This window comes from Kitasatospora sp. Xyl93 (assembly GCF_055383135.1).
In genome coordinates this window covers 5,706,182-5,728,639 of sequence record NZ_AP029185.1, presented here as the reverse complement: position 1 = coordinate 5,728,639, position 22,458 = coordinate 5,706,182, and the positions used below count along the sequence as shown (strand labels likewise).

The window sequence follows — 22,458 nt, the reverse complement described above, 5'->3', positions numbered from 1 at the left end:
GGCGTGAAGTGAACCCCGATCTGCTGCTGTGGGGCGCCGTTGCCCTCACCGTGATCTGGCTCCTGGTAACTCTCGTGCGCTACCTGCGGGTGGACCGTGAGACGAGGGCCAGCATCCGCCAGGGTGTACGCATCCGGTTCGGCTGGGAGCGTCTGGCGAAGATGGCCGGACTGTCGGTGACCGACCGAACTCCGACCTTCCTCGCCGAGCTGGTCAGCCGTGAGGGCGAGACCCCGAAACCCCGTGTCCTTGTGCCGCGCATCAAGGTGAGGCCGGACCGGTTCGGGGTGGTGGTGCGGGCCAAGTGCCTGCCGAAGGTGGGGCTGGAGGAGTTCCAGCGTTCGGCGCGCTTCCTCGCTGACGCCTGGCGCTGCACGCGGGTGTCCGTGCTGCCGGATGGCCCTGGGCGGGTGGTGATCCGGGCCGTGCGCCTGGACCCGCTCATCACGCCGACCGAGCACGTCCCCACGGGAATGGTGCCGGGGAGCCTGGACATGTGGGGGCTGGGGCTGGACGAGTACGCCGACGACGTGAGCCTGCCGCTGGCGAACGTTCCCGGTGTGACCGTGGCCGGCCTGCCCGGCTTCGGGAAGACGTCGCTGATCAACAAGCTCGTCTGCGACCTGGCGCCCTCCGACGCGGTGCAGTTCGCCGTGGCGGACGGCAAGGTCTCCACCGCCCACGAAGGGGACTACGCAGATCTGACGCCCCGCCTGTTCGCCTTCGCGGGTGACGATCTGGCGGAGGCCAACGCGCTGTTCAAGCGCATGGTGAAGCTGCGGCGGGGCCGGTCCTCGTCCATCCGCCCCGTGCTGGGCGTGAAGAACATGTGGCACGTCGGGCCGTCCCGCATCTGGCCGCTGACGATCCTGATCATCGACGACGCGCACACCTACTTCCGTGAGTACAAGGGCAACGACGCCGAGACGAAGAAGCTGGCGGCCCTTTCGGCGGAGAACGCCCGGCTCGTCGAGGACCTGGTGAAGAAGGGCCGCAGCGTCGGGATCATGGTCATCCTGGCCACCCAGAAGGCGACCGGCGACGCGATCCCGACGTTCATCCGGGACGTGTGCCCGTTGGGGCTGTCCTTCGCGCAGAAGACGGCGGAAGCCTCCGTGGCCGCGCTCGGGGACGACATTCGCAACTGGCCGGACGCGAACCCGGTTAACCTCCAGGACCCGGCCTACGTCGGGGTGGCCTCCATGGGAGTGCAGGGCCGCCCGGGCTTCACCCGCGTGCGCACCCCGTACGTGTCCGACGCCGACGCGGCCCGGGTCGCCGACAACACCGCCCACCTGACCGAAGACCCGGCCGCGTACCTCGACGTCTACCCGGGCCCGGTCGACTGGAAGCCCGCCTTCATGGACGACAACGCCGACACCCTGATGACCAAAGCAGCCTGACGACTCGTGTAACTCGCTATCAAGAAAGGAGAGTTGGCCTGATGGCCGAAGATCGCCTCACACAGCGCACCGTGACCGTGGTCATGGCGGTCATCGCCCTGCTGGCGTTCGTGTTCTCCTTCGGCAACGTCTGGGCACTGGCCCTTCGCCTGGGGGTGCCCCACCCGGTCGCGCCGCTGATCGCCCCCATGGTTGACCTGTCCGTGATCGGGCTCCTCGTCGGTCTGCGCCTGCTGTCCCTGCGCGGCGTCCCGCAAGAGGAGCTGACGGCCGCAACCCGTCTGATGCACCTGTGTGGCCTGCTGACCCTGGCCCTGAACATCGCCGAACCCCTGGCGGCCGGGCACTTCGGCCGTGCCGCCGTCGATGCGGTCGCGCCGCTGCTGCTGCTCGGTTGGGGCCAGGTCGGCCCCCAGTTCCTCCGCCACTTCCACACCCTGACCGCGCCGAAGCCAGCAGAGGACCCCATCCCGGTTCCGGCTGTGGAACACCTGCCGAACCCGCTCGCATCGCTCGACCCCGCACCGGAGCCCGTCCGCGTACCGTCCTCCGGGCCGGCGCCTGCCCCGGCTGTGATCCTCGCCGCTGAGCCTGAGCCTGCTTCCGTGCCGGCCAGGAGGACCGCGTCCGCCGCTCTCCCGGCCGTCCCTGAGGCCCTGCTGATCGCTGCCCGGCGCATCGCCGAGACGCATCACGCCGAACAGGGCGAGCACATCACGCCCGGTCAGCTCAAGGCCCGCCTGGGCGTCACGCTGCCGCTGGCCACCGCCGCACACGCTCAGCTCTCCGCCTGAGCCCGCCGGCCCCTTCCCCACCTAACCGACCCCACCCGACCGGGCTCGGCTTCCCACGCCCCGAGCAGCACCAACGCGCCTTCCTGACTGGCTGGTAGCTGCTCGGGGCCACCCCACCCGACAGAAGGGACACGCCCCGACATGGTCGCCCTGGACCTGCGCCACGTGGCAAGCCCCGCCCTGCGAGACCTGATCCACCTGGTCAACCTGCCCGACTTCGACCGCGCGCACCAGCAGATCGACCGCCTCGGCGGCTGCACCGAACCCGTGCGCCTGCTCGGCCAGACCACCACCATCGACACGGCAACCGGTGAGGTACTGCGCTCCTACAACACCGCCGATGAACCCACGGGCAGCCTGCTGACGTCCTGCGGCAACCGCCGCGCCTCGCGCTGCCCAGCCTGCTCCCGCGTCTACGCCGCCGACACGTTCCAACTGATCCGGGCTGGCCTGACCGGAGGCAAGAACGTGCCGGACACCGTCCGCGCCCACCCCCGCGTGTTCGCCACACTCACCGCGCCGTCCTTCGGCCCCGTCCACAACCGCCCCACCGACACGGGCGGTGTTCTCCGGCCCTGCCGCTGCGGCAAGCGCCACGAAGCCGCAGATGCGCTGCTCAGCACGCCGCTGGACCCGAAGACCTACGACTACCCGGGCGCGGTGCTGTTCAACGCCCACGCCGGAGCCCTGTGGGCGCGCTTCACCATCTACCTGCGCCGTGAGATCGCCGCCCGGCTCGGCCTGACCCAGAAAGCGGCCCGCGCGGTGCTGCGCGTCTCCTTCGCCAAGGTCGCCGAGTACCAGAAGCGCGGCCTGGTCCACTTCCACGCCGTGATCCGCCTTGACGGCCCGGACGGCAGCACCCAGCCCCCACCACCGTCCGCCACCGTGACCCTGCTCGCCGACGCCATCCGGGCCGCCGCCGCCCGCGTCTCGGTCAGCGTCGTCTCGGACGCCGTCGGGGAACGCGAACTCACCTGGGGCGAACAGCTCGACGTACGCGAGATCGCCGCCTTCGGCACCGACGCCGAACTCACCGATCACGCGGTCGCCGCCTACGTGGCCAAGTACGCCACCAAGTCCGCCGACTCATCCGGCGCTCTCGACCGCGCCCTGTTCTGCCGCCCCTGCCAGGGACGCGGCATGACCCTGACCGCACACGGAACCCCGCTCACGTGCACCGCCTGCGGCGGCACCGGACAAGCCCGCCCCCTGCCCCGCCTCGCCGTCGAACGCCACGTGCGCCAGATGATCCGCACCTGCTGGGAACTGGGCAAACGCCCAGAGTTCGAAGCGCTCAAGCTCTGGAAGTGGGCGCACATGCTCGGCTTCCGAGGCCACTTCTCCACCAAGTCCCGCTGCTACTCCGTCGCCCTCGGCCAACTGCGCGACGACCGCCGCAACTGGCGCACCGAACAGGCCCGCACACACGCCGGCCTGCCCGACCTCGACCCGAGCACAACCCTCGTCATCGGCCACTGGGCCTACCACGGCTCGGGCTACAGCCCCGGCGCGGAACTCCTCGCCGCCACCGTCTGGCACCGCAGAGAACTGGAACGGCAGTTCACCGCAGAGGGCGGCTGCTGATGACCACGGTGCTCACGGTTCCAAGCACGGGCGAAGACCTACTGACGGTCCCCCAGGTCATGGCCCGCCTCCAGCTCGGCCGCTCCGCCGTCTACGACCTGCTCCGCACCCGGGAACTCGCCTCCATCACCCTCGGCCGCGCCCGCCGCATCCCCACCCACGCCCTCACCGACTTCATCCGCACCCGACTCGAACAGGACGCCGCCTGATGACCACACCCCGCGACACCCCCGCATCCCGCCGCGTCCGCGCCAACGGCGACGGCACCGTCTACCAGCGCAAAGACGGCCGCTGGGAAGCCGCCGGCTACGTCCTCGCCCCCGGCGACACCCGCAAGCGCGTCCGTGTCTACGGCACCACCCGCAAGGAAGCCCTCGCCAAACTCACCGAGAAGATCGCCACCAGCAACCGCGGCGTCCCCGCGGTCTCCGCCCAGGGCAGCCTGGCCGCCTACCTGACGTACTGGCTGGAGGCGGTCGCCGTCCACCAGCTCCGCGAGACCACCCACACCCGCTACACCGCGTGCGTCACCCAGTACCTCATCCCCGGCCTGGGCAAGAAGAAGCTTGCCAAGCTCGCGGCGAAGGACGTGCGCACCTGGCTGAACGGACTGCGGACCGTCTGCCAGTGCTGCGCACGCGGCATCGACGCCCGCCGCAAGCCCGACGCCCCGGCCGGCCGCCGACCGCGCTGCTGCGCCATCGGGAAGTGCTGCCGCAAGTACCTCTCCCCGCTGACGCTCGCCTACATCCACTCCGTCCTCAAGTCCGCGTTGGAGCACGCTGTCCGGGAGGAGGAGATCCCGCGCAACGTCGCCCGAAACGTCCGCACCGGGACGCCCCGGCCACGCCGCTTCAACCCGCTCACTGCCGACGAGGCCCGCACCTTCCTCGCCGCCGCGCAGGGCGACCGCCTGTACGCCCTGTTCGAACTCGCCCTCCGCACCGGACTCCGCAAGGGCGAACTCCTCGGCCTGCGCTGGGAAGACCTCGATCTCGTCGCCGGGACCGCCAGCATCCGCCGCACGCTTCAGCGCACACGTACCGGCGGCCTGACCATCCTGCCGACCAAGACGATCAGCTCGGAACGCCGCATCGCTCTCCCAGCCCCTTGCCTCGCCTCGCTCCGCGCACACCGTGACCGGCAGGCCCGCGAGAAGGAGCAAGCCGGCGCAGAGTGGATGGACAACGGCCTCGTCTTCACCCGCCCGGACGGCCACCCCATCGAACCCGCCACCCTCACCCGCCACTTCAACGCGCTCCTCCGTCGCTCCCGCCTGAGGGCGATCCGGTTCCACGACCTGAGGCACTCGACCGCGACCCTCCTCCTGGAACAGGGCATCGAACTCGTCGTCATCAAGGAACTCCTCGGCCACGCCCACATCGGCGTCACCGCCACCGTCTACGCACACGTCCGGCTCCGCCTGCAGCGCGATGCCATAGACCTCCTCGGGCGCGCCCTCCGCGATCCCGCAGAGACCGTCAGCCAACCCGACGACGGCGACGAGCCGCCGCTTTGTGCAGCCGTCGTCCGCTGACGTTGCCGTCAACTACTGCCGTCAGACCGTCCACAAAACCGCGGTGGCCCTGCCAGAATGAACTCTGTGCAACCACTATTGCCCCGGCTGTCGCGCCAGAGAACTCAGGGGGCGCGCGTCCGATGAAGCCGACCGCGCCGCCCCCTCGGACGCGCTACCGGCAGATGATCATAGTGAATGCGAAACTGTAGACGGTTATGAAATATCAGGATGACAACATGGATTTGATCAAACTGTCGGACGGGGACAACAGCGTCCGCGTGCACGTTCTGGGCCGGCGAGGACCCGGGGTCCTGCCGGTGCACGACTTGCTTGATGCGGAGATCATCGTGGAGAGCAGCTTCATTAGAGGGCGCCTCAGTATCTGCTTCTATCTCTCGGATCTGGAGGAGTGGTCTCTGGCGCTTGACGCCCTCAGTGCGGGTCAGAATGTCGAATGGCTGGACAGTGGCAATGGCCCAGCAATTAGGATCGATTTGCCCAGCGATGCTTGCGATGTCCCAGCAGTTTTTATCGAGGACGCGTCCGGCTCGGGCTCATTGGCAACCATCCCGATCGTCCTGGATGACGGATGGATCGAGGAACAGCGCGAGCACCTCCGCGAGGTGGTGCGAAATTGGCCAAGCGAGGTGCTGAAGACGTCACCAGGCACTTACGAATGGCGCCACTGAACGACTCACTTCGAAGTCAACAGGCTTCGACTAGCCGAGAAACGTACGGGCAGAGCTTTGATGAAAGCTCTGCCCGTACGTCATTTATCGGTTCGCGATTCGGATGAGCCCCCCATAGCCACTGGGCCAGCCGCATCCATCACCAGTTGCCGCTATTGCATGAACGTCCTACCCATAAACCATCCTGTATCATCGAATGCCTCAATTGACACAGCAAATGGAATATTGCTTCCTGGGCGGTAGTGCGGCGTCGCCGAATACATAATGGTATTACCCTTTGAGACGTATTCGGCAACTTCCTTCTCGAACTCGTTCATGGGACCGTTATCGATGGCGGCTGTCGTCCTGACGAAGTTTTCCGGCGTATTTCCTGATCCGCCCAGCGCCTTCGGAAGAAGATGCCCACGTGCATCACCGTTGGCACCACTTACGAAACCTGGCGGCCGCATCCTGGTCGATGCTTTATCTCCAGTGCCGACCATTTGCGGCGTAACTTCTGCAACTATTCCGGAACGTCGCCCATCAGCGTCGATACTTCCGTAATCGATTTCGCCGCAGTTATGCACCAGGACCGGAGTGGCCCCTGCGAGCACATAGTACGTGTGCTCGCCGGGCGGGCGTCACCTGCATTTTCGCTGGTCAGCGAATTCCGGCCTGTCCGTGGGTGTGCATGGAAGTGCCGTGCTGTGCGCCTCTGTTGCCGTCGGCGTTGCCGTCAGACGGCTACGCACATGAGGGCGGTGGAGTGGGCTTTGGCCGGTGTCCTGCCCGGGTTGGGGTCGGGCATGGTCAGGGGGCCGTACGCTGGCCCGGCAACTCGGGCAGGCTTTGGACCGGCCCGGAATTTGAACGAGTGGCCCCCTGGCCATGCCCGACGCGGGCCCCGGCCCGGGGAGGTGGGTAAAGCCCACGGAGCCGACCGGCCCCACCCCCGGGCCTACGCCCCGGCCAACCCCCCGCCGTCGCTTCACCGTCGGCCTGGCGCTCGCCGTGCTGGCGCGTCCGGCTTTCTCCGCGCTTCCGTTCGTCCGCTGTGCTGTCTTTGCGCGGCCTGGTCGCTGGCCGGCCCGCGGTGGCGGAGCCGAGAGCGGGCCGGGTGGGCGGCCGTGCCGCGCGCGACCCGCGTCAGCGGGTCGCCTTGAAGACGTAGAGAAAGTTTGGACGCATCCCGCTTCGGGGTACGCCGTGGTCGGTTGCCGAGCGTCCGGCTGGCTGCTGACCTGGGGCGATGGTCTGCGGGTTGTGGGTCCTGTTCAGGCTGGCGGTGGTGGTTCTATTCGGCTCGCGTGACCTTGGCGTGGTCGGTGACGACGCGTCTGAACAGGTTGTGGCCGGTGCGTCCGGTGTGGCGGAGTGCCCAGTCCTGTGCGGCTTCTTGCTCGTCGTGGGGGCCGAATTCGGCGTCGCAGTTGGCAGCGGTGCAGAACGCCTCGTAGGTGATGCCGCCTTCAGGGGCGTGGCGGATGGTGTGGGCGATGTGCCGGTAGACGGCGCGGGGGCTCACTGGTGACCCTCGGGGTGGCGTCGCATGTAGACGTTGCAGTCGCTGACGGTGGTCATGTCTCCGACCGCGCGGGCCCGGTCGCGTACGTTGGCCAGTTCGGCGCAGCCCGCGCAGCCCTCGACGGGTGCCGGGTCCGGGTCCAGGCGCAAGGGGAGTTCGACCGGCTGGGTGGAGTACCTGGTCGGCTCCGTCATGCACATCGCCACCTCTCGAACGTCACATGGCCGACCTCTTGACAGGTCGGTGATCTAGTTCAGTATTCGAGTGGCCGAAGCACTCCCGCTACGGTTCGTAGTGCACTAGTGTGCTCTCACTGACATCACGTCAACTCAACGGAGGGGCACGCCTTATGCCCAGTCCCAAGACGTTTACGAAGATCGCGGATCACTTCCGGGAGCGCATCCTGTCGGGTGAGCTTGAGCCGGGCGCCAAGCTGCCGACGAACCGGGAGATCGCCGGTCAGTGGCAGGCCGCAGCCGCCACGGTCTCCCGCGCGTTGCAGGCTCTCCAGGTGGAGAACTTCATCCGCACCACCCCCCGGGGCACCTACGTCGCCGATGACCCGCGCTGGACGCTGTCGGCGCGGGACCGGCTGGCCCGGGTCCAGCGGGTGAAGTCATTCCTGGCCGAGGGCGAGACAAGCCGGGTGACGGCCGCCGAGCTGATCATCCCGCCGCTGTATGTGGCGGAGATCTTCGACCTGGAGGCCGGGGATCAGGTGGTGCGGCGTGAGTGGTTGGCGGGACGGGGCAAGACCCGGACCGTGTTCGCGGTCACCTGGTACCCGGCCCCGTTCGCCGCCCTCGTACCGGACCTGCTGAACACCGCCCCGGGCCGCAACCACGGACTGTCCGCCCGAGTCCTGGAAGCCACCGGGCGCACGATCACCCACGCCCGCGACGACATGCACGCCCGCCCCGCCGACGCCCGCGAGGCGAGCGCACTGGGGCTGCCGGTCGGCTCCCCGATCCTGGCCGGCGCCCACCGCTGGTCGGACGCGGAGGGGATCATCGAGTACGGGGAGTGGTGCCTGCCGCCCCGGTTCACCATCGGCTACGAGTACCAGCCCTGACCGATCCACACGGAGCGTCCCCGAATGCCAGCCTGCGGCCTTCGGGGACGCTGTCGTTCACGTGCCTGCCTCAGTCCGCGTCGCGGCCTTCGAGGCGTTCGACGCGCTCCTCCAGCTCCTCGATCCGCTCCAGGGCTCGTTCCAGCTTGTAGGCGAGATCCGCTACTCCGGCAGCCGCCGGGAACTCCTTCTGCGGGGCGGTCGACGGTTCGTCCGGCTCGGCCACCGGCTGGACCGTGACCGGCACCTCTGTGCCGAACTCGCCTCCCACGACGACGTACGCCATCGAGCCGTTGCGCTGGTGGGCCTTCTTCATCCTGCCTTCCAGGGTGAGGAAGGTCAGGGCTTGGTCGGCGGATTCCGGGTCGCCGCCGATCGTGTCGACCACCTCGTCCACGGTGACCCTGGCCCCCCTGGCCAGTGAGCCGTCTCTGATCTTGCGGACCAGGCGGCCGTGGATGAGCTGGGTGGCAAAGCCGTGGTCGCCCCAGTCCCGTACGTAGACCTCGTCGCCGGGCAGTTCGCCGGGGTAGCGCAAGAGGAAGTTGCCGGCCAGCAGGGCGATGGCGTTGGTGACCACGTTGAGCGGCACCGCGTAGTGCTCCGCCAGGACCTCGCGGGCCGGGAGCCTGGCGCCGGGGGCCAGGGTGCCGGAGTAGATCTGCTGCTGGAGATCGCCGGCGACCTTCTCGAAGGCGTCCTCGAAGTCGGCCGAGCGCGTGACGAATGTGCCGCGCCCCTGGCGGGCGATGACCCAGCCCTCGTTCCTGAGCAGCCGGATCGCCTTCTGCACGGTCAGGCTCGATGCCTTGTAGGTCTGCATGAGCTGGCTCTGCGTCGGCAGGAGCTGGCCGGGACGCAAGGCGCCGTCCCTGATCTGCTGCCGCAGGTCGTCGGCGATGCGTTCGAACGTCAAGCGCGCTTCGTCAGCAGCAGCCATGCCCATCCCTGGTCCCAGTCCGATTCCACCCGCGGACCGCTTGCTGGCTGTCGTGTTTCACCAGTTCAGCGGCCTCACGGGGTCAGGGTAGCCGCCTGATGGATGGACCACCGCAAGAACGGATGGAACTCAATAGGGATGGACTTCGGATGGAATGAATGTATGGTTGCGGCACACGATCACCCGCACGGGTGACTTGCACCCCTCTACCTGGAGATTTGCCGTGAAGACCATGCCCATCGACCAGTCCCAGGCCATGCTGATCCTGGCCTCCGAGTCCCGGCCGCACTTCAAGGACCGCGACGGCCAGCAGCCCGCGATCGACCGGGCTACCGGCGCCCACCTGCACCTGGTGGACGTGATGTTCGCCTTCAACGGCCGCGCCGAAGTGATCACCGTGAAAGTCCCGGAGCCGGGTCTCGGCAAGGGCCTGAAGGTCGGCCTGCCGGTCGTCTTCACCGGCCTGGTCGCGTCGGCCTGGGAGAACGAGATCAACGGCAAGGACCGCCACGGCATCTCCCTGCGCGCCGACGCGATCACCGCCAAGGCCGGTGCCTGATGACCGGGAACTCCCTCGGACTCGCGCTCCTGGCCGTGGTCGGCCTCGGCGTGCTCGGGCTGCTGGGCTGGGCCGGGTACTGCTTCACCCGCTGGTACCGGGCCGATACCGAGACCCGGGTCAGTCTGCGGCAGGCGCGGCGGATGCGGTGGGGCTGGAAGCGGCTCGCCCCGATGCTGGGCCTGGCGGTCAAGGACGCCACCCCGACCGTGCTCCAGCAGTACGCCCCGCAGGAACAACCGACCAAGCCGCGCGTGCTGGTGCCGGGCCTGCGCACCCGCGCCGACGCCTTCGGCGTCACCGTCACCGCCGATGCCCTGCCGCAGGTCGGGCTCAGCGCCTGGCAGGACGCCGGCGAGGGCCTGTGTGATGCCTGGGGGATGCGTCGCATCCGGATCAGTCAGCCCAAGCCCGGAGTGATCGTCGCGCGGGGGTTTCGGCGTGAGCCGCTAGAGGCGGTGATCCGCTCACCACTGCTCGGCCCGGACGGCTCCCCGGTCTGCCGGCCGGGGCAGTTCGTCTCCACCGATGATGTGCTGCTCGGCTGGGATGAGGACGGCACCCCCATCGTGCTTAACCTCGCCTATTCCGCCCACGCCCTCGTCGCCGGCCTCACCCGCTCCGGCAAATCGATCACCGTCAACACCCTCCTCGCCTACGCCTCGCTCATGCGGGACGTGCGGCTGATCGTGATCGATCCCAACCTCGGTGCGGTCGCGCCCTGGTGGCGTACCGCCTACAAGGTCTCCGACGCCATTCACCCAGACGAGCCGACCGAGATCCTGCGCTGGGTGCGCGAGGAGATGCAGCGCCGCGAGCGGCTGTTCTGGTCCGGCCGTACAGACCGCATCACCGACTTCAGCCCCGAACTGCCGCTGCTGCTCGTGGTGATCGACGAGGTCGCGAACTACACCCGCCACCCCGACCGCAAGGCCCGCGAACGCTTCGAGGCCGAGTTGCTGGCCATCGCCAGCCAGGGCGCCAAGTTCGGTATCCGGCTGTGGCTGCTCACCCAGAAACCCTCCGCCGACGTGCTCACCACCGCCGTACGCACCAACCTGTCCGCCCGGATCTGCCACCGCGTCGACACCATCGAGGACTTCCTGCACCTCTTCCCCGACGGCCGGGACCTGGACATCACCGCCGCCGACCGCACCATGCCCCAGGGCGTGTCCATCGCCTCCGTCGGTGACATGCGCACCCCCGTCCGGCTGCGCTCGGTCTACCTGCCCACCGAAGCCTGCTGGCAGATCAACGACCTCATGTGCGCCGAAGGGTTCAAGGTCCGCGAGCTGCCCGACCGCGTTGACCTGGGCAAGGCGGCGTGACCGCCTCCTCCTGGTCCCGTTTCGCAGTGATCCCCGGCAAGGGCGTGTAGTCGCCAAACCCTCGCCCCTGCCGGGGCCTCCCTCCCATCCATCCACGGCACACGTGTGTGCCGCAGTGCAGAGAGGTCCCGCCAGCATGCCACCGCGCGACCCGACCACAACAATCCCCCGCCCCGAACCCGCCACAGCCGCGCTGCCCACGTTCACCGGGTACCGCGACCTGCTCGGCCTGGTACGGCAGCTGTCCTCGCTCGGCGGGTGCGCCCAGCCGATCCGGCTCGAAGGCCAGCGCACCGAGATCGACGCCTTCACAGGCGAGATCCTGCGCGAACTGAAATCCAAGGAACTGCCCGCCGGGCACCTTCTGGTCCGCTGCGGCAACCGCCGCATCACCCGCTGCCCCTCCTGCGCCGAGCTCTACCGTCAGGACACCTACCAGCTCATCGCCGCCGGCCTGCGCGGCGGCAAGAACATCCCCGACCAGGTCGCCACCCATCCCCGTGTCTTCGCCACCCTCACCGCACCGTCATACGGACCCGTGCACGGGCGACGCGTGGGCGGCTCCGCCCGCTGCCGTTGCGGACGCACCCACACCAAGGGCGACCCGCTCCTCGGCACCGCGCTCGACCCGGAGCGCTACGACTACACCGGCGCCGTGCTGTGGAACGCCCATGCCCCGGCCCTGTGGGCCCGCTTCATGCTCCACCTGCGCCGCACCATCGCCGCCGCAGCTGGTGTCCCGCAACGCCTGCTCTCCAAAGTCGTCCGGGTCTCGTACGCCAAGGTCGCCGAGTACCAGCAGCGCGGACTGATCCACTTCCACGCCGTCATCCGCCTCGACGGCCCCGCAGGCCCCTACACCCCACCACCCGCCTGGGCCACACCCGACCTACTGGCCAATGCCATTCGGATCTCGGCCACCCGCGCCCGCATCGACGGGCCGGAGGTCAACGGCCGGGCCCGCGCCTTCGTCTTCGGCAAGCAGATCGACACGAGGATCATCCGGTCCACGGCCTTCCAGGCCGGGAACACGATCACCGAGGGCAAGGTCGCCGGATACGTCGCCAAGTACGCCACCAAGGGCACCGAAACGGCGACCGGCACCCTCGACCACCGGCTGAAGAGGATCACCGACCTCTGGTTCGAGTCGGTACCCGAGCACGCCGCCCGCATGATCCGCACCGCCTGGGCCCTCGGCGCCCGCGACGACCTCAAGCACCTGAACCTGCGCAAGTGGGCCCACATGCTCGGCTTCCGCGGCCACTTCTCCACCAAGACCCGCGCCTACTCCACCACCCTCAGCGCCCTCCGGGCCGCCCGAACCGCCTGGCAACGCCGCCACACCCCTCCGCCCTCACCGACCACCCTCGTCCTCGCACACTGGGCCTACGACGGCACCGGCCTCACCCCCGACCTCGAACGCCTCGCCGCCCTCATTGGCGGCGGCCCGACGCGCGAGCAGGAGGTGACAACCAGTGCGTGATGACGAACTCCTCACCGTCCCCGAGGCGATGGCCCGTCTCAAGATCGGCCGCTCCGCCCTGTACGACCTGCTGCGCACCCGCCGCCTGGCCTCGCTGACCATCGGCCGCGCCCGCCGCATCCCCGCCCACGCGCTGGACGACTACGTCCAGCGCCACCTGGAAGAGGCCTCCCGATGACCGCCCCCAAGCGCAAGAAGGCACGCGCCAACGGTGAAGGCACCATCTACCAACGCAAGGACGGCCGCTGGGAAGCCGCCGGCTACGTCCTCGCCGCCGACGGCACCCGCAAACGCATCCGCGTCTACGGCAGCACGCGGAGAGAAGCCGCCGACAAACTCGCCGAGAAGATCGCCAACAGCAACCGCTGTCTCCCTGTCGCCACCGCCGACAGCACCGTCGGCGACTACCTCACCTACTGGCTCGGCAGCGTCGCCGTCCACCGGCTTCGGGAGAACACCCACACCCGCTACGCGGCCTGCGTCCGCCTCCACCTCATCCCCGGACTCGGCACCAAGAAGGTCGCGCGCCTCACCGCCAAGGACGTCCGCACCTTCCTCGACCGGCTCCGCACGACCTGCCAATGCTGCGCCCAGGGCCTGGACGCCGAGCGGGAGGCGTGCTGCGCCATCGGCGAGTGCTGCCAGAAGCGGCTGTCTCCCTCGACCGTGATCTACGTGCACTCGGTGCTCAAGTCGGCACTGGAAGACGCCGTTCGTGAAGACGAGCTGCCCCGTAACGTCGCCCGGAACGTCAAGACCACCGCACCCCGGCCGACGCGTTTCCGGCCCTTCACCGCAGCCGAGGCCCGCCAGTTCCTCGACGCCGCCCGCGCCGACCGGCTCCAGGCGCTGTACGAACTCGCCCTCCGCACTGGCCTCCGCAAGGGCGAACTCCTCGGCCTCCACTGGGAAGACCTCGACCTCACCACCGGAGCGGCCAGCATCCGGCGCTCGCTCCAGCGCACCCGCACCGGCGGTCTCACACATCTGCCCACCAAGACCCGAGCGTCCGAACGCCGCATCGCCCTCCCGACCGAATGCCTCCATTCCCTCAAGGAACACAAGGAGCGGCAGGACATGGAGCGCCAGGCTGTCGGCTCGGACTGGAAGGGCAGTGGCCTGGTCTTCACCACGCCGACCGGTGGACCTCTCGACCCTGCCAACCTCACCCGTCGCTTCCGTAGCTTCCTCGACCGGGCCAGACTCCGCCGCATCCGCTTCCACGACCTCCGGCACTCAACCGCGACCCTTCTCCTGGAGCAGGGCGTGGACCTCGTCGTCATCAAGGAACTCCTCGGCCACGCCCACATCGGCGTCACCGCCGGCGTCTACGCCCACGTCCGGCTCCGCCTCCAACGCCAAGCCATCGGCTCCCTGAGCGGCGTCCTCGGCCACGCCGAGGAACCCCCTGACGAACTGCCTGCCGCAACGCTCGTCCGCTGACGTTGCCGTCAGCGTTGCCGTCAAACGCCCGAGAGCCCCCGCCGATTACCGACTCGGCGGGGGCTCCCAATGTGCGCCCAAGTGAACTCTGAAACCCTTGGCAATCTACCCCTCGGTGCGCCGGTGGCGTCGGCGCTTACGACAGGTTGTGCCAGGCGTGGCTACAAGTTCCTCGGCACTCCGTTTCTCTTCGTCGCGTGTCAGCTACCGCGAACATAGACAAGAGGACGCGAAATGATTTCACGTACTCACCGGGGGGCAGGTTTATGATCTTCCCCATCTGTTCGAGAATCGGTTCCCGGACAATCAGCACTGCCGGGGTCATGGTCGGCTTGACGCCTGAGCGCGGTAGCCCCTCACGCGCGTCGTTCACCGTTGCATGAGCCTGCATGGCGTAACGAACAACCTCGTGCAGTACCGCCTTCTGCTGCGCCTGTTCCAACGAAGAGAACCAGGCCACAGCATCGTCCAGGGCGCGGAGCCCTTGAGCGACCTCGTTGATGACGCGCTCTGATGCTCTCAAGTCCTCACCTGCTCCGGGGCTCGAATACGACATACGGCCTATTCCGATCCAGCTCTGCGTAGTCGGGGCGGTTCGGATTATAGCTTTGCCAGAAGTCTCGACCGCGCCCGCTCCCTTCACCATCACCCGTCCCTCTTGGCAGCGAATTCTTGACGCTGTGACGAGTTCTGGACGGGCCAGACAGGATGTAGTCCCAGTCTGACGTCGGGTTGGGGGTTCCGTTTGCGCGGCTTCCGACCACGATGATTGGCTGCCCCGCCTTGTCGGCGGCATTCTGAATTCGCTTTGCATCATTCGGGCTGATACCAGATTCCGATGCCGTTCTCAGGCCAGGTCCACACCACCCGTTGGAGTTGTGAACCAGGACCGGAGTCTGCCCCGCCAGCACATAGTACGTGTGGAGCTGTTCGACGGTGAGGTTGTGGGTGGTGACGGCGTACGGGTAGTTGTGGACGGACTGGATGGTGAGGGTGGTGCCGTCGGGCTGGCGGAGCTGTTCGCCGGGGGTGAGTTCGCCGGCGTCGACCCACTGCTGGCGGGTTTCGCTCCAGTAGGGGTGGTGGTAGGTGGAGGTGATCTTCGCCTGGTCGTCGGCCGGCGGGCCGCGGGGGCTGGCGTCGTCGGTGAGGGTGAGGTCGGTGAAGTCCTTGTCATCGGGGGTGGTGATGGTGGTCGTGACGGTCTCGGGACGGGTTTCGCCGGTCTGTGGATCGGTCGCCATGACCACGTCGCCGTCACGAACATCACCGATGGGCTTGGCGCTGCCGTCCGCCATCAGAACCAGCGTCGTAGCTGGGAAGCTATTGCACTTCTCAAGGCTGGGTGAGTCCGCCTCGGCCTTGGCTGCTTTGGACTCTGTTCCCGCCGCGTCGGTTGCTGTTTCCTTTGCCGCTTTTTCTTCCGCCGCCTTGGCTGCCGCCCTTTCGGCTGCTCTGGCTTCAGCCGCCGCCGTCGTGGCGGTGACGTACGCGGCTTCGGCTTCCTTGGCAGCGCGTTCGCCGGAGCGGATGGCGGTGTAGACCTTCTCGATCTCCTTGTAGATCTTGAAAGCCTTGAGCCCGGCCTTGACGGCCTGGGCGATCTTGCCCCAGGGCACTACGTTGAGGGCCGTGTTGATGCAGCCCACCACGTCGCCCTTGGTGAAGCAGTCGCGGGCGTCGTTGAAGCCGATCAGGTCGCCGACGATGTCGACCACCTTGTGTACGAGCTCGTCGCGCTTGCGCTTGCTCTCGTTGACGTTCTTGTGTGCGGTTTCGAGCGCCTGGCCTGCCGCCCGCTCCTCCTTCGTGGGCTGAGGCACCGGAGCCACGCCGGGGGGTGACCAACTCGCGGGGGTGATGAAGGACTCGCCGTGACCGTTGTCCATGACGGCCGCGAGGCCGCCGCACTCGGCCGGCGTGTCGCAGGTAGGCCTCAGGCCGTTGGCGTCCGACTTGTTGACCGGGCTGTTGTTGGCGTACGCGTAGGCGTTCCACTGCTGGGGATCGCCTGCGACCGTGATGGGGTCGGGGCTGATGAAGCGACCGGTCTTGGGGTCGTACTCGCGGGCACCGAGGAGGGTGAAGCCGGTCGACTTCTCCTTGGTACCGCCGACAAAGCCCTTGTCTCCGGCCCAGATGCCCGCGGCGGGCTGAGTGCCGCGCTCGTTGCCGAACGGGTCGGTGGGGCGGCGGACGTGGGTGAGGGTCGTCGCGTCGAACTGGACGCCGTTGGTGCCGTGCGGGTCCGCACCCTGGTACGCCAGCTTCGACGTCCCGTTGGTCGTGGTGCGCGTGATGGAGAGGCCGTTGGGCGCCGCGTAGCTGCGGACGTTGGTGACGACCTTGGTGGTGGTGTCCAGGGTGATCTGGTCTGCCCCCAGGTTGAGCGTGGTCTTGTCGCCCTCGCGACGGATCAGCTGGTTGCCCGACAGGTCGTAGAGGTAGCTGGTCGCGCCGCTCTGGCCGGTGCCGCTGATCTGGTCCAGCTTGCCCTGGGCGTTCCAGGCCAGCGTCCTGGTGCCCGGGGTGTCGGTGATCGAGGTGGTGTTGCCCGCCGCGTCATAGGTGTATGAGGTCACCGCGGTGCCGGCCGGGCCGGTCTGGGTGGACTTCATCAACGCATGCGGGCCGCCCGTGCCGCCACCCGTCTTGGGGTCGGTGGACGGGGTGTTGGGGCCGGTGCCGAAAATCTGGGTGGTGGTGACGTCCTTGGTGGTGTCACCGGTGACGTCCTTCTGGACCAGCTTCGTACGGTTGCCGATGAGGTCGTACTCGTACTGCTGCCAGTACGGGGCGGGTCCGCCGGTGCTCGGCTTGCCGCCGCTCACGGACGGCCCGTCGGCGTTGGTGCAGGCTCCGACACCGGGAACGCTCGGCTGCGGCTTGGTGGTCTGGGTCCCGGAGTCGGTCCAGGCCTGGGTGAGCCTCCCGAGGTAGTCGTGGGTGAAGCACTGCAGGTCGGCGACCTGGCCGTCCTGAGCGTTGCGCGAAGAAGTGACCTGGCCCAGCGGGTTGTAGGTGTAGTCGACCGAGTCGACGTGAGCCGTCACGGCGGTCTGCTTGTCCAGGATCGAACGCGTCACCCGACCGGTGGCATCGTCGAACAGCATGGTGGCAACGACCTGGGCCCCGGCGCGGCCCATCGTGGTGCGGTACGGCCGGCCGTACGGGTCGTAGCGGACATCGGCCACGAAGGTCGTGGATTCGGCCCCGAAGGAGCTGGACAGCGCCGCGAACTGGCCCATGGTGTCAGTGGCGAAGGTCAGTTCCTCTCGGCCCATACCGGCGACGTCCGGCAGCAGCGTCGTCCTCAACCGGCCCGCGGCATCGTAGGTGTTGTCGGTCTGGTAGACGCCGGCGAGGCCCTGTTCTGCTGCCGGGATGGTGGTCCTGGTACCGAGCTCGCGGTACCCGATGTCGTAGCCGGTGATCTCCGACGTGTAGGCACCTCCGGCCGCCCCGCCCACGTAGCGGGTCGAGGAGGTCGGCTTGCCCTTGGCCAGGGAGTCGTAGGTCCAGACGGCAACCTGCTTGGTCGGGTCGACCGCCGTGCCCTCGTAGGCCGCGACGTTGCGGCCGAGCAGGTCGGTGACGCTGGTAGCGCTCCTGCCCCGGGAATCGGTGACCGTGACGAGGTTCTTGCTGTCGTCGTACACCGTCGTCCCGGTGCCGGAGTCCGGGTCGGTGGACTTCACCGGCCGGCCCAGCAGGTCGTACTCGTACGTCCAGAGGTTGCCCGCCGCGTCCTTGCGCCAGGCCTCCTTGCCCTCCGACGTGTAGCCGTAGGTGGTCTCGTCGTACGCACCGGCCGGGGTGTTGGCCTTGTACTGACGCAGCGCTACCGTCTGGCCACGGGCATCCGACACGGTCGCGGTGGCGTAGCCGCCGGCCGGCGGCGTGGAGCGGACCTCGTCGGCGCCGAGGTAGTCCGCGTGGGTGCGCCACTGCTCGACACCGTAGGACTGGAAGACCGAGTCGGTCACCCGGCCGATGCCGTCGTACTTCTTGACGGTCTGGGACGGGATCTTCCCGTCCGGGTTGACTCCGCCGTTGGGTAGGAAGAGCTGACCGCTGGGCTGCGCCTGGTCGTTGTAGTAGGCGGCGCTGGTCTTGATCTGCCAGCCGTGCGAGTCGAACAGCGCGTCGGTGATCATGCGCCCGGTGGCACCCGAGGGAGTGCTGGCCTGCGTCTGGCGGACCCGACCCATACCGTCGTAGATCGTGAAGCTGGACGTGTACGTCTTCAGGTCGCCCATCAGCGCCTGGCTGAGGACCTGCGAAGGCGCCTTGGAACCGTTCACCGAGTAGGAGAACTTGCGGTTCGGACGGTCCGGGAACTTCGCCCGCTCGTTGCCGGGACTCCAACCCGCCACAGCGCGGCCGAGGGAGTCGAACTCCTGCTCGCTGATCCGGCCGTTCTCGTCCTTGATCTTGAGCGCGGAGCCGCGGCCCACGTCGAGAGTGCTGACGGTCTGCCAGCCCATCGGGTTGGTGTGGGTCACCTGGGTGGGCAGCTGGCCGGTGGCCGGGGAGTAGGCGGTTTTGGTCTCTGCGCCGGTCGGGTGAGTGGCGTCGGTACGGGTCGGGTCGACGGTGCTGGTGACCCGGCCGTAGGTGTCGAAGCTCGCCCGGGCTGTGGTCCGGTAGACCGGCTTGCCAGCCGCGTCGTAGCGCTCCAGGACCTCGTTCGAGGTCTGCTCGGACTTCGTTCCGGACTGGCCGAGCGCCATGCCGTCGAAGTAGTTGCGGGTGTCGGCGACCGTGTTGTCCTTGGTCGCGGTCTGGCCGCAGGCACCCCTGAGGACCAGGGTGCGCGAGGCCAGCTGCGTCGGCACGTCACCGGGTCCGGTGGCGTACTCGAAGGAGGTGCAGAGCAGCTGCTCGGGGTGGGCGACGTCACCGTTGTCGTAGACCGTCAACGGCCGGGCGAGCGAGGTCGAGTCGTACGTGGTGGAGCGCTCACGGGTGCGCCAGCCGCCGTTGGCCAACTTCTCGCGGTTGGTCACCTTCAAGGCGTTGACGGCCCGGGCGGTGACGTCCGGCATGCCACCGGACTGGCTGCGGGTGGCCGTGATCGGACCGAGCCACGGATCGGTGACCACGGTGGACAGCACCTCGCCGTTGTCACCGGTGTAGTTGGCGGAGTCACGGATGAAGCCGGCCAGGACGTTCTCGTCCTTGATGGTGCCGCCGTGCACGTCCGTCACGGACACCTGCCGGGCCGTCCCGTCCGCAAGGACGTCGCCGTCCATGCCACGCAGGAAGGTCGCGACGGACTTGGTGCGGGGCGCCTCGACGTCGCTGCCGCTACCGCTGCGGGTGGTGACCGTCGCGTACCCGCGGAACTGGTCCCAGGTGCGGGTCTTGGCGTTGGCCATCTCGGAGTCGTTACGGTGCCAGGCCGCGCCGCCACCGTACTCGTAGTTGGTGACGACCGCGGGCTGGCCACCGGCGACCGAGTCCTCCTGGGTGACCGACTGCACGATGATCTTGTTGAACCAGTCGTTGACCGGGTCCGACGCGCTCTGCCCGGGCAGGTACCACTTGACCGGCATGCAGGCCATCGTGTTGCTGTCCTCGGACGCCGGCATCTTCCCGCCGGCCTCGCGCGAGCATTCGGCGGGCCGGTAGACGACGTTGATCAGGCCACCGGTCTCGGTGGTGATCTTCTTGATGCGCGGGCGCTTGTACGGCTCGATCGAGGCCGAGGTGCCGTCCGGCTTGACGATCTGGCCCGCGACGCGGTTGGCGATCGGCAACGGCTCGAAGTACACCGCCGGCAGGGTGAGGGGCGTGCGGTTGTTGGTGCCGGTGCGCTGGATCGAGTCCAGCCAGAGCGACGGCGAGGTGCCGTCGCCCGGGTCCTGGAAGGACTGGTTCAGGGCATAGGAGTCGACCGGGCGGTATTTGGTACCGTCCCAGACCTCGGTGTCGATCTTCGTCAGGCGCTTGGTGGTCCAGAAGGTCGGCGAGTAGACGGTGCAGTCACCGGTCGCCTCGCAGTTCTGGTCGATCGGGGTGTCCGGCCAGCGCTTGGCGTTGTCCTTGGTCCGCAGGGACGGGTCGCAGCTGAAGCCCTCGCCCGGCAGGCAGCGCTCGGCGGTGCGGAACCACACCTGGGCGGCCGGATTGGCCTTGCCCTTGGCGGCGATCTGGTCGGGCAGGCGCTGTCCGTAGCCGACCCAGGTCGGGTAGCTCGCCCGCTGGTACTGCGTCCGGGTGCCGCTGCCGTTGTTCTGGCCGCCTCCCCGGGCGTAGAAGTTCTGCTCCTGCTCGTACCGGTAGGTGATCAGGTTCTGGTGCGGATCGACGACGTAGTCCAGCGACCACTGCCAGCCCATCTGGTTCCAGCTACCGGTGGCCGGGGAGCCGGCCTTCAGGCACGGGTCCTGGCCGCCGGGCCAGTAGATCGGCACAGTGGAGACCGAGTTGCTGGCTTGGTCGCTGCCGTCGCCACCGGGCAGGTGGTTGGCACCGAAGTAGTACTGGGTGCCCTCAGTGGTGGTGATCCGCCAGGCCTCGCCGTTCCAGGCGCCGTTGTTCTGGCCGGTCAGCCGCTCGACCTTGGTGCCGTCCTCGCCCTGCAGGTGCCAGTCGCAGGACTTGCCGTCCTTGACCAGCTGACCCGCGTGGCCCGCGAGCGAGAGCTGGAGCAGGTCGCCGCCCCAGCACTGGTCGCCCGACTTGTCGATCCCCGCGTCCTTGCAGCTCTTGTAGGCGCGGACGATGGAGCCCGGGTGCCAGTCCCAACCCTCTCCGATCCAGGACGGCTGGGCATTGGTGGACGCGGTCTTGCCGTCCACGGCGGAGGAGTCGTATCCGAGCGAGACGTCGGGAGCCGGGCCGGCCAGCGCGGAGGGCAGCTCGGCGGTGTAGCCGTAGGTGAAGTTGCCCGCGTTGGCGCCGGCCTGCCAGGAGGCCGACGGGGTGATCGGCGAGGCGGTGAAGTCACCGTCTCCGCCCTTGACGTCCGCCTCGACGGCGAGCGCCACCGTGGGAGAGACGATGGCCGGACCCCCGGAGGCCCCGGAGGCGAAGGACTTGGCGGCGGCGGGGATGGTCGGCTGGGAAACGTCGACCTCGGCCACCAGGCGTCCGGTCGGACCGTCCCGGCGCGACGGCACCGGGGTGCGCGTGTTGCAGCCCGCGGCCCCCGGAGTCGTCAGCGCGCAGCCGGGCAGCTGGACGATCCGGGCCCGTGAGGCCCAGTTGGCCCCGGCGTTCCTCGCCCAGGCCTGGATGTCGATTCCCACCTGGACGCGACCGGCCTGAGCGCCCTCACCTGTGTCGGTAACGCCCAACAGGGCGCCGTTCACACCTGCGGCGTCGGTCCGGGCCCGGTCCGCCAGTTCGATCTGGAGCGCTGGGAGTTGGAGCGCCGGCGTGGCCTCCTGGGCCGACGGTGCCGCGAGAGCGGCCGGCTTCCCGCCGGGTGCCGGAGCGATCCAGACCGGCAGCGAACCGGCCTGGACGGGCACGGAGGTCGGCGTCGCGTCAGCCGCCGACGGTGCCATGGCCGCGTTGGCCCCCGCGCCGCCGAGGACAGCGGTGGCTCGGCCGGCCGGCGGGCTGGAGTCGGCCGGTGGCGTCCACTTCTTGCCAAAGTCCGGTGTGTGACCGGCAGGCTTGCCGTCGGCCCCCTTCACCGGCCGGGCGTCCGGTACCGGAGTGTTCGGCGGCACCCACACCTCCGGCGGGGCGGCCGCTTGGGCGACCGCCTCCACCGAAGGGAGTGTCACCACGGACATGGTGACGGCCAGAGCCGCCACCACGGCCACCCGCAAACTTCGCGGACGGGTGAACAGGCGGACAGAACGAGACAACTGATCCCCCCACAGATCGTCAGAGCTTGGATCGGGCCAACGGAACCGGCCCAGGCCCCGGCACCTTAGGCGCGTACGACCGATCGAAGGTAGGAAAGAAGTAAAAGCTCATCATGTGATCAATGTCACCCACAGAGCAATGCGCTACCACCCCCGACAACTCGGACACCTTGTCGACAAAACGCTTTGACAGCGCAGCAAATGTGAAGGCAGCGTGCGACCGATCTCTGCTCACATCACCAATGCCGAGGGGGGCTTCATGACAAGGTCACATCCTCCATCTCCTTCCATTTCCAGGCGGCCCAGCGGAT

General features: G+C 68.4%; 18 protein-coding genes. 12 read left to right on the top strand and 6 right to left on the bottom strand.

Features of this window, described 5'->3' with window-relative positions:
* Positions 1-8: 8 nt before the first annotated feature.
* The 6 genes from ACZ5GH_RS25325 to ACZ5GH_RS25300 all read left to right on the top strand — a co-directional run bounded on the left by ACZ5GH_RS25325 (position 9) and on the right by ACZ5GH_RS25300 (position 5,992).
* Positions 9-1,403, top strand: a complete 1,395-nt coding sequence (locus ACZ5GH_RS25325) for an FtsK/SpoIIIE domain-containing protein (RefSeq protein ID WP_464335308.1) — start codon at positions 9-11, stop codon at positions 1,401-1,403.
* Positions 1,404-1,444: 41 nt separating this feature from the next.
* Positions 1,445-2,197, top strand: coding sequence for a DUF2637 domain-containing protein (locus tag ACZ5GH_RS25320; RefSeq protein ID WP_464335307.1), 753 nt, complete (start codon positions 1,445-1,447; stop codon positions 2,195-2,197).
* A gap of 141 nt (positions 2,198-2,338) precedes the next feature.
* Positions 2,339-3,784 carry a replication initiator gene (locus ACZ5GH_RS25315; RefSeq protein ID WP_464335306.1) on the top strand — a complete coding sequence of 482 codons (1,446 nt, stop codon included), beginning with the start codon at positions 2,339-2,341 and terminating at the stop codon, positions 3,782-3,784.
* On the top strand, positions 3,784-3,993 hold the full coding sequence (locus ACZ5GH_RS25310; RefSeq protein WP_464335305.1) for a helix-turn-helix domain-containing protein: 210 nt from the start codon (positions 3,784-3,786) through the stop codon (positions 3,991-3,993). Before ACZ5GH_RS25315 ends, ACZ5GH_RS25310 begins: the two co-directional genes overlap by 1 nt.
* Positions 3,993-5,321 (top strand): tyrosine-type recombinase/integrase, encoded by a 1,329-nt coding sequence (locus ACZ5GH_RS25305; protein WP_464335304.1) that lies wholly within the window; start codon positions 3,993-3,995, stop codon positions 5,319-5,321. The genes ACZ5GH_RS25310 and ACZ5GH_RS25305 overlap by 1 nt, the downstream gene beginning before the upstream one ends.
* A gap of 197 nt (positions 5,322-5,518) precedes the next feature.
* Complete coding sequence (locus tag ACZ5GH_RS25300) at positions 5,519-5,992, top strand: DUF5959 family protein (RefSeq protein WP_464335303.1); 474 nt, start codon at positions 5,519-5,521, stop codon at positions 5,990-5,992.
* Positions 5,993-6,144: 152 nt separating this feature from the next.
* On the opposite strand, the gene ACZ5GH_RS25295 is transcribed toward ACZ5GH_RS25300, so the two are convergent.
* From ACZ5GH_RS25295 to ACZ5GH_RS25285, 3 genes are all read right to left on the bottom strand, one after another.
* Positions 6,145-6,558 carry a DNA/RNA non-specific endonuclease gene (locus ACZ5GH_RS25295; protein WP_464335302.1) on the bottom strand — a complete coding sequence of 138 codons (414 nt, stop codon included), beginning with the start codon at positions 6,556-6,558 and terminating at the stop codon, positions 6,145-6,147.
* A 707-nt stretch (positions 6,559-7,265) separates the two neighbouring features.
* The gene (locus tag ACZ5GH_RS25290) at positions 7,266-7,496 is read right to left on the bottom strand and encodes a DUF7848 domain-containing protein (RefSeq protein WP_464335301.1); all 231 of its coding nucleotides are present in this window, start codon (positions 7,494-7,496) and stop codon (positions 7,266-7,268) included.
* Positions 7,493-7,690, bottom strand: a complete 198-nt coding sequence (locus tag ACZ5GH_RS25285) for a hypothetical protein (protein ID WP_339152252.1) — start codon at positions 7,688-7,690, stop codon at positions 7,493-7,495. The genes ACZ5GH_RS25290 and ACZ5GH_RS25285 overlap by 4 nt, the downstream gene beginning before the upstream one ends.
* A gap of 155 nt (positions 7,691-7,845) precedes the next feature.
* Between ACZ5GH_RS25285 and ACZ5GH_RS25280 the strand changes: the two genes are divergently transcribed.
* The gene (locus ACZ5GH_RS25280; RefSeq protein ID WP_043409952.1) at positions 7,846-8,568 is read left to right on the top strand and encodes a GntR family transcriptional regulator; all 723 of its coding nucleotides are present in this window, start codon (positions 7,846-7,848) and stop codon (positions 8,566-8,568) included.
* A 70-nt stretch (positions 8,569-8,638) separates the two neighbouring features.
* On the opposite strand, the gene ACZ5GH_RS25275 is transcribed toward ACZ5GH_RS25280, so the two are convergent.
* Positions 8,639-9,484 (bottom strand): GntR family transcriptional regulator, encoded by an 846-nt coding sequence (locus tag ACZ5GH_RS25275; protein WP_464335300.1) that lies wholly within the window; start codon positions 9,482-9,484, stop codon positions 8,639-8,641.
* Positions 9,485-9,740: 256 nt separating this feature from the next.
* On the opposite strand from ACZ5GH_RS25275, the gene ACZ5GH_RS25270 reads away from it, so the two are divergent.
* The 5 genes from ACZ5GH_RS25270 to ACZ5GH_RS25250 all read left to right on the top strand — a co-directional run bounded on the left by ACZ5GH_RS25270 (position 9,741) and on the right by ACZ5GH_RS25250 (position 14,321).
* Positions 9,741-10,067, top strand: coding sequence for an SCO3933 family regulatory protein (locus tag ACZ5GH_RS25270; RefSeq protein WP_464336866.1), 327 nt, complete (start codon positions 9,741-9,743; stop codon positions 10,065-10,067).
* Positions 10,067-11,395 (top strand): FtsK/SpoIIIE domain-containing protein, encoded by a 1,329-nt coding sequence (locus ACZ5GH_RS25265; RefSeq protein ID WP_464335299.1) that lies wholly within the window; start codon positions 10,067-10,069, stop codon positions 11,393-11,395. Before ACZ5GH_RS25270 ends, ACZ5GH_RS25265 begins: the two co-directional genes overlap by 1 nt.
* A 136-nt stretch (positions 11,396-11,531) precedes the next feature.
* Positions 11,532-12,878, top strand: coding sequence for a replication initiator (locus ACZ5GH_RS25260; RefSeq protein ID WP_464335298.1), 1,347 nt, complete (start codon positions 11,532-11,534; stop codon positions 12,876-12,878).
* A complete protein-coding gene (locus tag ACZ5GH_RS25255; protein WP_078967997.1) occupies positions 12,871-13,056 on the top strand; it encodes a helix-turn-helix domain-containing protein in 186 nt (61 codons plus the stop codon). The genes ACZ5GH_RS25260 and ACZ5GH_RS25255 overlap by 8 nt, the downstream gene beginning before the upstream one ends.
* Positions 13,053-14,321: a tyrosine-type recombinase/integrase gene (locus tag ACZ5GH_RS25250; RefSeq protein ID WP_464335297.1), complete on the top strand. Its 1,269-nt coding sequence runs from the start codon at positions 13,053-13,055 to the stop codon at positions 14,319-14,321. The genes ACZ5GH_RS25255 and ACZ5GH_RS25250 overlap by 4 nt, the downstream gene beginning before the upstream one ends.
* A gap of 136 nt (positions 14,322-14,457) precedes the next feature.
* Here ACZ5GH_RS25250 and ACZ5GH_RS25245 read toward each other — a convergent pair whose 3' ends face one another.
* Together ACZ5GH_RS25245 and ACZ5GH_RS25240 are read right to left on the bottom strand one after the other, a co-directional pair.
* Positions 14,458-14,844 carry a DUF5958 family protein gene (locus tag ACZ5GH_RS25245; protein WP_464335296.1) on the bottom strand — a complete coding sequence of 129 codons (387 nt, stop codon included), beginning with the start codon at positions 14,842-14,844 and terminating at the stop codon, positions 14,458-14,460.
* A gap of 4 nt (positions 14,845-14,848) precedes the next feature.
* Positions 14,849-22,063, bottom strand: coding sequence for an RHS repeat-associated core domain-containing protein (locus ACZ5GH_RS25240; RefSeq protein WP_464335295.1), 7,215 nt, complete (start codon positions 22,061-22,063; stop codon positions 14,849-14,851).
* Positions 22,064-22,458: the final 395 nt, after the last annotated feature.